Origin of the sequence: Devosia sp. (genome assembly GCF_036676215.1) — a bacterium.
In the GTDB taxonomy this organism is placed as follows: Bacteria; Pseudomonadota; Alphaproteobacteria; order Rhizobiales; family Devosiaceae; genus Devosia.
In genome coordinates this window covers 1-13,197 of sequence record NZ_JAKFDJ010000074.1, presented here as the reverse complement: position 1 = coordinate 13,197, position 13,197 = coordinate 1, and the positions used below count along the sequence as shown (strand labels likewise).

Below are 13,197 nucleotides of genomic sequence, written 5' to 3'. Positions count from 1 at the left end.
TTCATCGATCCTTGGGGTCGAGGGCATCGCGCAGCCCGTCCCCGATATAGGTCAGGCAGAGCAGCAGGCTCACCAGCACGACGGCCGGTCCGATCAGCATCCAGGGCAGCGTCTCGGCCACCGGCGCGCCGAACGAAATCAGTGTACCCAGCGAGGTTTGCGGCTCTTGCACGCCAAGCCCCAGATAGGAGAGGAAGCTCTCCGTCAGGATGATCTCCGGCACCGTCAGCGTCGCGTAGATCACCACCGGCCCGGTAAGATTGGGAACAATGTGCCGGATGATAATGGTCCAGGGCTTCGCCCCGCCCGCCTTGGCCGCCTCAACGAACTCACGTTCCTTGATCGACAGCGTCTGCCCGCGCACGATACGCGCCATGGTCAGCCATTCCAGGCACCCGATGCCCACGAACAGCAGCACCGGATTGCGCCCGAAGATCACCACCAGGATGATGACGAAGAGGATGTAGGGCAGCGCATACATGATGTCGACGAAGCGCATCATCATCGCATCGATTTTGCCGCCGAAATAGCCGGCAACGGCGCCATAGATCACTCCGATGAACACCGAAACCATCGTGGCGACGCCGGCCACGATCAGGCTCATTTGTGTACCCTGCATGATGCGCGCCAGCATGTCGCGACCATTCTGGTCGGTGCCGGCAAAGTGCCCGGCCTCGAAATTGGGTGGCTTGCGAATGCCGCTCCAGTCGATCTTGTCGTAGGTCCAGGGCAGGAAATACGGCCCCGCGAATGCAAACAACACGATGAAGCCGACCACGAACACCGACAGCACCGCCGCCTTGTTGCGCATCAGGCGCCTTATGGCGTCCTGGGTCAGCGAGCGGCCCTTGGGCGCGTCGAGCGTTTCGAGTCTGCGCGCATACTCGGTGAGTACCGCGTCCTTGCCAGTAATACCGGCCATTAGTGGTACCTCACCTTCGGGTCGAGCCAGGCATAGAGCACGTCGACCAAGAGGTTCACCGCCAGGATGATGAACATGTACAAAATGGTCGTTCCCAGCACGAGGCCATAGTCACGATTGAGCGCCGCGCTGATGAAGTACTTGCCGATCCCCGGCAGCGCGAACACCTGTTCCACCACCAGCGAGCCGGTGAGCAGATAGGACAGGCCCGGCCCGAGATACGACACGACCGGCAGCAGTGCCGGCTTGATGGCGTGACGCGTCAGGATTAGCCGCTGGCCGAGCCCCTTGGATCGGGCCGTGCGCACATAATTGGTCCCCAGCACTTCGATCATCGAGCCGCGCATCAGCCGCGCCGTGCGCCCGGCATGGGGCAGCACCAGCACGGTGATCGGCAGGACCAGGTGCGGAATGGACCCCGCCTGCCAGCCGCCGGCCGGGAACCAGTCGAGATAGACGCCGAACAGGAGCTGCAGCACGGCGGCCATCAGGAAATTGGGGATGACGAGCCCCACCATCACCAGCATCACCAGCACATAGTCCGGCAACTTGTTCTGGTTGACCGCCGACAGCGCTCCGGCCACCAGCCCGACGACGGTGCCGATGATGAAGGCCGAAAAGCCCAGCATCAGGGTGAACGGCAGGCCGATCCACAGCATCTCGGCAACCGTGAAGTCATTGTAGACCATCGACGGGCCGAAATCGCCCTGCAGCAGGCGGCCGACATAGATGAAGTATTGCTGGATCAGCGGCAGGTCGAGATTGTAATGCGCGCGCAGATTGGCCAGCGTCGTCGGTGGCAGCGCGCGTTCCCCATCAAAGGGACCGCCGGGCGCCAGCCGCAGAATGAAGAAACAGGCTGTAACGGCAATCAGCGCTATCGGGATGGCCGACAGCACGCGCCGCGTCACATATCCAAACATGGATTCGGACCTTTCACATCCGCCGGCCACTCAGAAGGGCTCTTTCGTGCGGATAAAATAACGGCGCCGCCCCTCCCAAGGGGCGACGCCGCAGGGTTTTACGAGATTACTCGGACTTCGAGAGCCAACGCGTACGGTGGATATCCGAAGCGTTGCTGACGAACCCGGTGACCTTTGGCGACACAACGTTCTGGGCGATGTACCAGTAGATGGGCATGGCGCCAGTTTCATCCATGGCGATCTTCTCGGCATCGCCAAGCATCTTGGCGCGAACGGCCAGATCCTGCTCGGTGGTTGCCTGGTCCATCAGGGCCTCAAACTCGTCGTTCGAGTAGCGGCCATAGTTGTTGCCCCAGTTGGTGGTGCCGTCCTGCTCAATGCCCTGGCGCAGCAGGTCGAGCGTGTTGGACGGATCCGAGTAGTCGAGCAGCCAGCCGGCGCGGCCGATCTCGAAGTCACCGGCACGCAGGCTGTCGTAGTGCACGGCGGTTTCCGAGTTGAACAGCTCGGCCTTGACGCCGATCTGCTCCCACATCGACGAGATCGCCACGGCGATACGCTGGTGGTTGTCATTGGTATTGTACTTGAGCTGGACGGGCAGCGGCGTCTCGGCCGTATAGCCCAGGCCTTCCATAATCGCCTTGGCTTCTGCAACGCGCTCTTCATAGGAGAGGCCGATCCACTCCGGCTGGTAGGGCTCGACGCCTTCATAGTTGGCAGTGCCCGGCGGGACCCAGCCATAGGCCGGCACTTCGCCGGTGCCCAGCACGTCCGGACCGATCACGTCGCGGTTGATGGCCATGGACAGCGCCTTGCGCACGTCAGCATTGTCGAACGGCGGCTTTTCCTGGTTGATGACGTAGTAGTACACGCCCAGGAACGGAGCGAAGTAGTCCTGGCCGGGCAGGTTGGTCTTGATCCACTCGGCCTGGTCCGACGGAATGTCGGTCAGGATGTCATATTCGCCGGCGCGGTAGCGCGACAGGGCGGCAGCCAGGTCGTCCTGCACGAAGTAGTTCACTTCGTCGATCTGGACATTGGCGGCGTCCCAGTAGGTCTCGGACTTGACCGACTTGATGTAGCTGCCCGGCACCCACTCCTTGGGAGTGTAGGGGCCGTTCGAGACGATGTTCTCGACCTTGGTCCAGTCAGTGCCGACTTCGTCGATCACATGCTTTGGCACGGGATAGGCGGTGTAGTGGGTCAGGGCCTGCAGGAAGAACGGGGTCGGGCCTTCGAGGGTGATTTCGACGGTCTTGTCGTCGATCGCCTTGACGCCCAGTTCGGCGAAATCGGTCACGGTGCCTTCGGCGATTTCCGAACCGTTCTTGATCGGGAACTGCAGATAAGCGTAGTCCGAGGCCGTTGCGGGATCGAACAGGCGCTGGAAGGCGAAGACGAAGTCGCCAGCCGTCACCGGGGTGCCGTCCGACCACTGGACGCCGTCACGCAGGGTGAAGGTATAGACCAGGCCATCGTCCGAAACGGTGTAGCTCTCGGCCTGGCCAGGAATAGCCTGGGCGTCGGCGTCTTCGGCCATCAGGCCTTCGATATAGTCGCCGATGATGCGGTTTTCCCAGTCGCCCGACGCCTGATGCGGGTCGATCGAGCCGGGCTCGGAACCGTTCATCATGTTGAGCGTCACGGCCGATGCCGCGGTGCTCATCAACAGCGCAATCGCGCTAGCGGTCGTTACCGCCTTGAGGGTTTGAGTGAATTTCATGCTCGTCCCATCTCCTTGTGGAATTCCTGAAATCGTCTTTTTCCCGCAGTCGTAGCGCCGCGGAGTTCAATAGTCTTGCGGCCGCCGGATTTGACCCGGCGGTCAAGATTGCTGGACGGTATTACGCAATTCCGTCCACTGACAAGCAAAAGATTGACCTAAACGTCAAGGCAGGCGCAATTATCAACATACTGCGCACGCGCCCAAACCCGGAACCGCTTTGCGCCGGGTTCACAATCTGGGGAACGGCATGCTAGCCGCCCAGCAGACCCGACTGTTGCACCACATAGATCGCCACCGCCGCGGCAACCAGTGCCGCAAACGGCACCCAGCCGGGCAGCGGACCGCGTGGCTTCTTCACCGGCGGCTCGGGCTTCTTTTCCGGGCGGCGGAACTTGACCACATTCTCATTCATGCTGCGCTCTCGACGATTGCTGCGACGCCCTGCCCGCCCGCCGTGCAGACGCTGATCAGCGCCCGCTTGCCCGGTTCGGTCGATAGCAGTTTGGCGGTCACCCCCAGGATGCGGGCACCAGTGGCCGCAAAGGGATGCCCATAGGCAAGACTCGAGCCTTTGACGTTGATCTTGGCCGGATCGACCGGGCCCAGCACCGTGTCGCGTCCCAGCACGGTCCTGCAATATTCTGCATCGTTCCACGCCTTGAGCGTGCACAGCACCTGCGCCGCAAAGGCCTCGTGCAGCTCGAAATAGTCGATATCGTCGAACCCCAGATTGGCCCGTGCCAGCATCTCGCTCACCGCAATGGTGGGCGCCAACAGCAATCCCTCGCCATGGGCAAAGTCATTGCCCGCCACCCGCCCGGTGGTGAGATAGGCCAGCACAGGCAGCCCGCGCGCTTTGGCCCATTCCTCACTCGCCAGCAACACCGAGGAAGCGCCATCGGTCAGCGGCGTCGAATTGCCCGCCGTCAAAGTCCCCTGTCCGCTCGATTTATCGAAAGCCGGCTTCAGCGTCGCCATCTTGTCGAGGTTGGCATCCGCGCGAACATTGTTGTCCCGCACCAGTCCCGCGCAGGGGACCAGCAGGTCATCGTGGAATCCCTCGTCATAGGCCTGGGCCGCATTACGATGGCTCGCCACCGCGAGCGCGTCCTGCGCCTCGCGGGTAATGCCCCATTCGCGCGCCATCAGCTCGCAATGCTGGCCCATCGAGAGGCCCGTACGCGGCTCGTTGACCGAGGGCGCCACCGGCGTCAGCTCACCGAACGAAAAGCCCTTGAACGCCTTGAATTTCTCCCCGGTCGAGCGCGCCTTGTTCACATCGAGCAACCGGTGCTGGAACTTGTTGCCGAAGACGATCGGACTGTCGCTCACCGTATCGGACCCGGCCGCAATACCGCTGTCGATCTCACCGCTGGCGATCTTGGCCGCCAGCATCAGCGCGGCCTGCAGGCTCGTGCCGCAGGCAATCTGCATCGTCGTGCCCGGCGTGCGCGGCGAATAGCCGGCATCCAGCGTCGCCTCGCGCGCCAGGTTGAAATCGCGCGAATGCCCGATCACCGCCCCCGCCACGACCTCGTCGATCTTCTCGCCCTTGAGACCATATTTGTCCGCCAGCCCGGCCAGCACCGTGCCGAGCATGGAGAGGTTGGTTTCCTCCACATAGGCAGTGTTGCCACGGGCAAACGGGATACGCGCCGAACCGACGATTGCGACTTTGCGAAGTTCAGTCATGTCACTTCCCTGAAATTGGTTCTGGAATGCGTCAGGCCGAGGCGAGACAGGTGTTCGTTGAGCACCGGAGCGGAGCGTAGATTACTACGTGAGCACCGGAGCGCAGGCGAACGCCTGTCGCAGGCCGGCATCACGCATTGCGGGACCAATTTCACGCTTTCCCGTCTTTGCGTGCCTTCATCGGGCCGCCGAGGAACGGCGCGAAGCCCGTTCCCATGATCACACCAATATCCGCCAGCCCGTCATTGGCGACGACGCCCTCGGCCACCACCACCTCGGTCATATCGACCAGCGGCTTCACCAGTTCGCGCCCCAGCCCCGCCAGGTCGGCATGCGCGGGCACCTCGCCCTTCTGCGCCTTGCCATCGACCCAGCTATAGAACCCCTCGCCCGTCTTGCGGCCGAGTTTTCCGGCCTTGACCAGCGTGTCGAAATTGGACCCCTCGGGCACCCCATGCCCGAGCTCGGTCGCCACCGACTTGCCGACGTCGAGGCCCACCGTATCCATCAACTCGATCGGTCCCATCGGCATGCCGAAGGCCACCGCAGCTGCATCGAGCAATTCCTTGCTCTCGCCGCGCTCCACCCGCTCCACCGCGCCCAGCATGTAGGGCATCAGCACGCGGTTGACGAGGAAACCAGGCGCCGACTTCACCACCACCGGGCTCTTGCCGATGGCCAGCGCAAAGGCCGCGCCCTTGCCGATCTCGGCATCGGTATTGAACGTCGAGCGGATCACCTCCACCAGCGGCAGCTGCGCCACCGGGTTGAAGAAATGCAGCCCGATCAGCCGCTCCGGCGCTTTCAGCTTTTCGGCAATGCGCTCGAGTTCGATCGACGAGGTATTGGTCGCCAGGATCGCCCCCGGCTTGAGCTTGTCTTCCAACCCGCCAAAGATGGCCTGTTTGACCTCGAGCTTTTCCACCACCGCCTCGATGATCACATCGGCCCGGCTCACCCCCTTGCCCGTGGGATCGGCCTCGAGCCGCATCACCGCCGCGTCGATCTCGTGCTTCTTCCTGAGCCGCTTCTTGAACAGCTTCTTGCCCCGCTCCAGCGCTGGCGTGATGCGCTCCATGTCGAGGTCCTGCAGTGTCACGCTCATGCCGCGCAGCGCACACCAGGCGGCAATATCGCCGCCCATCACACCGGCACCGATCACATGCACCCGCGCGAACTTGGCGCCCTTCGTACCCTGCTTCTTCAACGCCTCGGAGGCGAAGAACACGCGCCGCAGATTGGTCGCCGTATCCGATCCCATCAGCGGCACGAAGCTGTCGATCTCGCCACGGATCATCGCCCGCCAGTCATCGCCATGCTTCTCGAACAGGTCGATCAGCGCGAACGGCGCTGGGTAATGTTCCACCCGCGCCTTCTTGCCGGCCTGCTCGCGCATCTTGCCGGCGACATAGCCGCGCAGCGGCCCCATCGCCATGACCTTTTTGACAAATCCGGCCGCTGTGGACTTTCGCTTCTGCAGCACCGCCTTGCGCGCTTCCCATGCCAGCATGTCGCGGTGGCGCACCAGCTTGTCGACCAGGTTCATGCCCCGCGCCGCGCCGGCCTTGAGCATGCGCCCGGTCAGCATGATCTGCATGGCATCGACCGGCCCAGCCTGGCGGATCGACCGCCCCGTGCCGCCAAAGCCCGGAAAGATACCCAGATTCACTTCCGGGAAGCCAATGCGCGTCTTGTCGTCATTGACCGCGATCCGGTAGTGGCAGGCCAGCGCCAGTTCCAGCCCGCCGCCCAGCGCAAAGCCATGAATGCCGGCCACCATCGGGATCTTGAGCTTTTCGATCCGCGCGAACAGCGCATGTGTGCGCTTGAGCGCCTCTGGCAGCACCGAAAAATCGCTCATCGCATCGAATTCGCTGACATCCGCCCCAGCGATGAAGCCGCTATCCTTGCCGCTTAGCAGGATGACGCCGACCAGCTCCTCGGTCTGTGCTAGTTCCTCGAAGCGGGTGACCAGCGTCTCCAGCTCCATGATGGCTTCGCGGCTCAGCGTATTGACCGGCGAGCCGGGCGTATTGATCGTGAGCCAGCCCAGATTCTCCACGTCGCGGTGGAAGCTCCAGTTCTTCGTCTCGGGCATCTGCGGCTGGATCATCGTGTCTCCTCAAATGGGGTCTTCTGGATGTATGGCGATCCATAGCCCTTCAAACCCGCAGCTCGCGTCCACTCGGATTCCAACGCTGTAGGTCAGTCTGCTTGTGTCGAAATAATTGTTCATGCTCCAGGTGATGGCTCGGTCATGCCCGGTGCTTGCCGACGCACAATCCCCGGCCAGGTACTCTTCAATCGACACCCCACTATTCTTGTTCGGTGTAAAACCATCTTGGCGGAGCTGCTCAAGCATCGTGTTTATCGAGATTGGCCACTCATCTTTGACGTCGTGTTGGTCCAACTCAACGGAGCCGACAAAGCTCTCCCTCTGCATTTCATCGAGCATCACGGTCAAAAAGGATGCCCTTGGATTTCCATCATTGAGCTTCTGAGCACATGCACTGATCCCCAGCAGGGGAAGCAGCACGAGCAGGCGCCCCGGACGCAGCATTACTCCGCCGCCACCCGATGCCTGCTCTCCGCCGCCAGCTCCTCCGGCGCAAAGTCATCCACCTTCACCACCCGGTCGGTGGCCTCATCCGCCGCCCGCATGATGCCCGCTTCATTGCTGTTCAGCACACCCGCGGCCACCGCATCATCGATCGCATCGCGATCCAGTCGCCGTTCGATCACGCCCTTGCGCGCTGCCTTGACGAATTTGGTCTCGATCTCCTCGGCCTCGGTCACCTTGATCAGCGCGTCCTCCAGAACGCCCGTCACGTCATTGGGGTCCATCGACACATAGGTGCCCGTGGTCAACCGGTCACGGAACGCGCCCGGCCGCAGCACGGCCCGCACGAAGCGGTAGTTCACCCGGTCACCCGCCGGCTGTGCATGCCGCCCCAGCGGGAAGCACAGAATGCGCATCGCCCAGGCGAACAGCGGATTGGGGAAATTGGCGAACACCTCGCCGAAGGTCTTTTCCATCGCGGCGACCCGGTCGGCCATGATGGCCTCCACCAGCTCCCGGTCCTCGCCGATCCGCCCCTCGTCCTCGAACCGCCGCAGCGTCGCCGACATCAGATAGAGATCGGAGAGGATGTCAGCCATGCGGCCGGAAATCTTCTGCTTGCGCTTGAGCGCCCCGCCCAGGAACACCGTGGTCCAGTCAGCAGTCAGCGCAAAGGCCTGCGAATAGCGGTGCAGCCGGCGATACCAATGCGCCATCGGCCCCTGATTGGGCGTCGAAGCAAAGGCACCATTGCTCAGGCCATGCAAGAAGCTCGCGACGATATTGCGCAGCATGAACTTGGTATGGCCGCCAAAGGCGACATCGAACTGGTCGAGCCCGGCCTTGCGGTCCTTGTTCTGCACCGCCTCGATTTCCTTGTAGAGGAAGGGATGCGCCCGCAGCACGCCTTGGGCAAAGGTCATCAGCGTGCGCGTCAGGATATTGGCGCCTTCCACCGTGATCGCCACTGGCGTCGCCATATAGCCGCCGAACAGATAATTGCCCGGCCCGTCCTGGATGGCGCGCCCGCCATGGATATCGAAGCTGTCGTCGACACTGTCGCGCATGGCTTCGGTGGTGCGATATTTGAGCAGCGCCGAAATCACCGCCGGCCGCTGGCCCTCATCCACCATTGATGCCGTCAGTCGCCGGCTCGCCTCAAAGGTATAGGCACGCTTGACCATTTCGCCGAGCGGCTCGGCTACGCCTTCCATGATGCCGACCGGAATGCCGAACTGCCGCCGCACCCGTGCATAAGCCGAGGTGACGCGCAGCGCCTGCTTGATCGAGGTCGTGCCGATCGCCGGCAGCGAAATCGCCCGCCCGGTGGAGAGGCATTCCATCAACATGCGCCAGCCCTGCCCGGCATAATCGGTGCCGCCGATCAGGAAATCCATGGGGATGAACACGTCCTTGCCGCGCACCGGCCCGTTCATGAAGGCCTGCCGCGCCGGGAAATGCCGGCGGCCGATCTCGACGCCCGGATGGTCATGCGGCACCAGCGCCAGCGTGATGCCGATCTCGGCGCCACGACCCAACAGGTTATCCGGGTCCTTGAGGATGAAGGCCAGGCCCACCAGCGTCGCGATTGGCGCCAGCGTGATGTAGCGCTTGTCAAAGCTCAGCTTCACGCCAAGCACGTCCTTACCCTGATACTTGCCCTTGGTGACAATGCCGATATCGCGCATGCCGCCGGCATCCGACCCCGAATGCACGCCTGTCAGCGCAAAGCACGGCACCTCCAGCCCCTTGGCGAGGCGCCCGAGATATTTCTCCTTCTGCGCATGCGTGCCGTATTTTTCCAGCAGCTCGCCTGGCCCGAGCGAATTGGGGACCATGACCGTGATCCCCGCCGCGACCGAGCGGCTGGAGATCTTGGACACGATCATCGACTGCGCCTGCGCGCCGAAGCCGTGGCCCCCATATTCCTTGGCGATCAGCATGCCGAGGAACCCGTTATCCTTGAGGAACTGCCAGACTTCCGGGCTGAGATCGGCGCGATTATTGCGCGTATCCCAGTCGTCGATCATCGAGCAGACCACATTGGTCGGGCCATCGATAAAGGCCTGTTCTTCCGCCGTCAGCGTCAGCGGGCGGATGGCATTGAGCTTGGTCCAATCCGGACGGCCGGAAAACAATTCGGCGTCCCAGCCGACCGTGCCGGCATCGAGCGCTTCCTGCTCGGTGCGGCTCACCCGCGGCAGGATGGATTTGACCGCGCCATAAATGGGGGCGGTCAGCAGCGGCTTGCGGAAGGTCTCGATGCTGAGCAGCAGCAGAACCGCGCCGATCACCAGCAGCAGCCAGCTTCCGGCGCCCAGGCCATAGCTGATCCCGTTGCCAGGGAAATCGAAGCCCGATAGCAGCCCGATCACCAGCGCCGCGACGCCCCATTGCCACAGCGGGCTTTCCCGCATGGCCAGAACGGCGAAGACGACGAGGCTGATCGCAATAAGCGCAAAGGTCACGGCATGCCCTCCATGGCGTCACTCACGCCAGCACGGGCGGAGCAACTCAATCCCAGAACGTCAGACCGGTTCGCCGAATCGTTCGGCAGATCATTGGGTCAGCCGCGCCGGGATCATAGCGCGGTGGACCCTTGTTGTTGAGGCTAGTTTAGCAAGCTTTACGTATACGTCAACCTAACGCCCATTACGTCGACAACGGCGGTGACTTTGCCTGCCCCAACCGTCAACGCCTTTCCCGCTCGAAAATTCGGACATCTGTTTGACGCTAACGTAAAGCCGTGGAATATTCCTTCCCTAAGGGCGCAAAGCCCAACCGCCGTAATCGGCACTGGAGGAATTCATGGCTGCTCCCATCGATACCCTTGCTCCGCTCCGCCCCTGGATTGCCCACTATCCCGAGGGGATTGCCTGGGATACGCCGATCGACACGCGGCCGGTGCACGAACAGGTGCTGGCCGCTTGCGCCAGAAATCCCTCCGCTGTGGCGCTCGATTTCCTGGGCGGCACCACGACCTTCGGCGATCTGGCGAAAAAGATCATCGCCTTCGCCGGCGCCCTCCAGCACCAGTTCGGCATCGGCAAGGGCTCGCGCATCGCCCTGATGCTGCCCAACACGCCCTTCTACCCGATTGCCTATTATGGCGTGCTCCGCGCCGGCGGTATCGTGGTCAACTGCAACCCGCTCTATACCGTGCACGAACTCAGCCACATCACGTCCAATGCCGGCGCCGATGTGATGATCACGCTCGATCTGCAGCTGATCTACGAAAAAGCCGAAAAGCTGGCCCAGGCCGGCCACGTCAAATCGCTCATCGTCTGTCACTTCCCCGACGCGCTGCCACTGGTCAAGAAAGTCCTGTTCTCGGTCGTCAAGCGCAAGGATCTCGCCAGGCTCGGCGCCTCCCCCATCCGCGACCGCATCACCCTGTTCCATGACATGATCGCGCGCAACGAGACGCCCGATGCCGTGGTCATCGATCCGCTCAAGGATATCGCCGTCCAGCAATATACCGGCGGCACCACCGGCATCCCCAAGGGCGCCCTGCTCACCCACGCCAATATCGCGGCCAATATGAGCCAGATCGACAAATGGGGCTGCGACCTGTTCTACCCGCCCAGCAAGGTCATCGCCGTCCTGCCCTTCTTTCACATCTTCGCTATGACGGTCTGCATGAACGTACCGCTGTGCAACGGCACGCAGGTGGTCATGCTCCCCCGCTTCGAGCTCAAGGCCCTGCTCAACGTCTTTGCCCGCACCAGGGCCAATGTCCTGCCCGCTGTGCCCACCCTGCTGAACGCCATCGCCCGCGCCGACAGCGTCACCACCGAGCACTTGGCGAGCCTCGAGGTCGCCGTCTCCGGCGGCGCCGCGCTGCCCGATGAAGTGCGCGCCGCCTTTGCCAAAAAGTCCAAGGCGCTGCTGGCCGAAGGATATGGCCTCACCGAAGCCTCCCCCGTGGTCTGCTGCGCCGCCCTGCGCGTGCCCAGCAAGCCCATGTCCATCGGCCTGCCTTTGCCCGGCACCGACATCCGCTTTGTCGCTCTCGACAGCGGCAAACCGGTCGGCATCGGCGAAAATGGCGAACTCCAGGTCAAGGGCCCGCAGGTCATGGCGGGCTATTTCAACAATCCCGAGGCCACCCGCGACGCCTTCATGGACGGCTGGCTGCGCACCGGCGATGTCGGCCACATGGACGAGGACGGCTATGTCTTCCTCGTCGATCGCATCAAGGACCTGATCATCTGCTCGGGCTTCAACGTCTATCCGCGCACCATTGAGGAAGCGCTGATGACCCATGCGGCGGTGGAGGAGACCAACGTCATTGGCGTATCCGACGAATATCGCGGCGAGGCCCCCATCGCCTATGTCAAGCTCAGAGCCGGCCAGTCCATTACCGAAGAAGCGCTCAAGCTGTTCCTCGCCGAGCGCCTCAACAAGATCGAGATGCCCCGGCAGATCATCTTCAAGGACGCCCTGCCCAAGACCCTGATCGGCAAGCTCAGCAAGAAAGAGCTGCGCGAGGAATATGCCGGGATGAAAGGCCAGAAGTGACCCGCTCCGCCTCCGAAACCCGCGACCTGTTCGCCATCGCCGATCTCGCCAAGGAATTCGGCATCTCGACGCGCGCCATCCGCTTCTACGAGGCCAAGGGCCTGCTCTCGCCCGAGCGCGTCGGCGCCACCCGCGTCTTCCGCCGCCGCGACCGCGCCCGGCTGATCCTCATCCTGCGCGGCAAGCGCCTCGGCTTCTCGCTGCGCGACATTTCCGACTATCTCAGCCTCTACGATGCCAACCGCAGCCAGCAGGTCCACCTGCTGACCGCCAAGGTCGATGAACGCCTGGCCTCGCTGGAAGCCCAACTGCAAGACCTGCAGACCACCATCTCCGAACTGCGCGAAATCAAGAAACTGGCGGACGAGCGGCTGGACAAGGCGGGCTGAAGGGCTACCGCCCGCCCCTTGGCTTCACATTCTTCGTCATCAGATCCGGCTTCTTGGGCTTCACCCACCCCTTGGGCGGTTGCCGCACCGGCACCTGCGTCCCCAGCCCCATCGCCCCCGGCGGCGGCTGGCTGACGGTCACCGTATCGGCATCGCCCTCCTGCACCGGCGCCTCGCCCCTGATCCGTGCAATTTCGTTGCGCAAGGCGGTGGCCCTTTCGAAGTCCATCGCCTCCGCCGCCGCCTGCATCTGCTTTTCCAGCGCCACCAGGCGCTCATGAATGGATCGCGATGACATCGAACCCTCCTAGCTGGCCGCCACGAAAATCGCCATATCCTCCAGCGTCGCCGCTTCACTGGCCGGCTTGTCCCACCGTATCCGGTTGATCCACGGAAACCTTAGCGCCACGCCCGACTTGTGCCGCGTACTCTCCTGCGCCGAGTCGAACGCCACCTCGAACACC

The 13,197-nt window shown here is 62.8% G+C and carries 11 protein-coding genes; 2 read left to right on the top strand and 9 right to left on the bottom strand.

The features are described from left to right. Position 1: 1 nt before the first annotated feature. From V6M52_RS07605 to V6M52_RS07570, 8 genes are all read right to left on the bottom strand, one after another. Positions 2–922 carry an ABC transporter permease gene (locus V6M52_RS07605; RefSeq protein WP_332688126.1) on the bottom strand — a complete coding sequence of 307 codons (921 nt, stop codon included), beginning with the start codon at positions 920–922 and terminating at the stop codon, positions 2–4. After that, complete coding sequence (locus tag V6M52_RS07600) at positions 922–1,845, bottom strand: ABC transporter permease (protein ID WP_332688125.1); 924 nt, start codon at positions 1,843–1,845, stop codon at positions 922–924. The genes V6M52_RS07605 and V6M52_RS07600 overlap by 1 nt, the downstream gene beginning before the upstream one ends. Before the next feature lie 106 nt (positions 1,846–1,951). After that, positions 1,952–3,568: a peptide ABC transporter substrate-binding protein gene (locus V6M52_RS07595; RefSeq protein ID WP_332700592.1), complete on the bottom strand. Its 1,617-nt coding sequence runs from the start codon at positions 3,566–3,568 to the stop codon at positions 1,952–1,954. 253 nt (positions 3,569–3,821) lie between these two features. Then, positions 3,822–3,983 carry a hypothetical protein gene (locus tag V6M52_RS07590; protein WP_332700591.1) on the bottom strand — a complete coding sequence of 54 codons (162 nt, stop codon included), beginning with the start codon at positions 3,981–3,983 and terminating at the stop codon, positions 3,822–3,824. Continuing rightward, entirely contained in the window at positions 3,980–5,263 is a 1,284-nt protein-coding gene (locus V6M52_RS07585) for an acetyl-CoA C-acetyltransferase (RefSeq protein WP_332700590.1), read from the bottom strand. The genes V6M52_RS07590 and V6M52_RS07585 overlap by 4 nt, the downstream gene beginning before the upstream one ends. 151 nt (positions 5,264–5,414) lie before the next feature. Then, entirely contained in the window at positions 5,415–7,376 is a 1,962-nt protein-coding gene (locus V6M52_RS07580; RefSeq protein WP_332700589.1) for a 3-hydroxyacyl-CoA dehydrogenase NAD-binding domain-containing protein, read from the bottom strand. Between the two features lie 9 nt (positions 7,377–7,385). Beyond that, positions 7,386–7,823 carry a hypothetical protein gene (locus V6M52_RS07575; protein ID WP_332700588.1) on the bottom strand — a complete coding sequence of 146 codons (438 nt, stop codon included), beginning with the start codon at positions 7,821–7,823 and terminating at the stop codon, positions 7,386–7,388. Next, positions 7,823–10,291, bottom strand: a complete 2,469-nt coding sequence (locus tag V6M52_RS07570) for an acyl-CoA dehydrogenase (RefSeq protein WP_332700587.1) — start codon at positions 10,289–10,291, stop codon at positions 7,823–7,825. Before V6M52_RS07570 ends, V6M52_RS07575 begins: the two co-directional genes overlap by 1 nt. A gap of 340 nt (positions 10,292–10,631) precedes the next feature. Here V6M52_RS07570 and V6M52_RS07565 point away from each other — a divergent pair, with 340 nt between their 5' ends. Both V6M52_RS07565 and V6M52_RS07560 read left to right on the top strand, forming a co-directional pair. Beyond that, positions 10,632–12,344, top strand: a complete 1,713-nt coding sequence (locus V6M52_RS07565) for a long-chain-fatty-acid--CoA ligase (protein ID WP_332700586.1) — start codon at positions 10,632–10,634, stop codon at positions 12,342–12,344. Continuing rightward, positions 12,341–12,733: a MerR family DNA-binding protein gene (locus V6M52_RS07560; protein ID WP_332688118.1), complete on the top strand. Its 393-nt coding sequence runs from the start codon at positions 12,341–12,343 to the stop codon at positions 12,731–12,733. Before V6M52_RS07565 ends, V6M52_RS07560 begins: the two co-directional genes overlap by 4 nt. 4 nt (positions 12,734–12,737) lie before the next feature. Here V6M52_RS07560 and V6M52_RS07555 read toward each other — a convergent pair whose 3' ends face one another. Then, the gene (locus V6M52_RS07555; protein WP_332700585.1) at positions 12,738–13,031 is read right to left on the bottom strand and encodes a UvrB/UvrC motif-containing protein; all 294 of its coding nucleotides are present in this window, start codon (positions 13,029–13,031) and stop codon (positions 12,738–12,740) included. Positions 13,032–13,197: the final 166 nt, after the last annotated feature.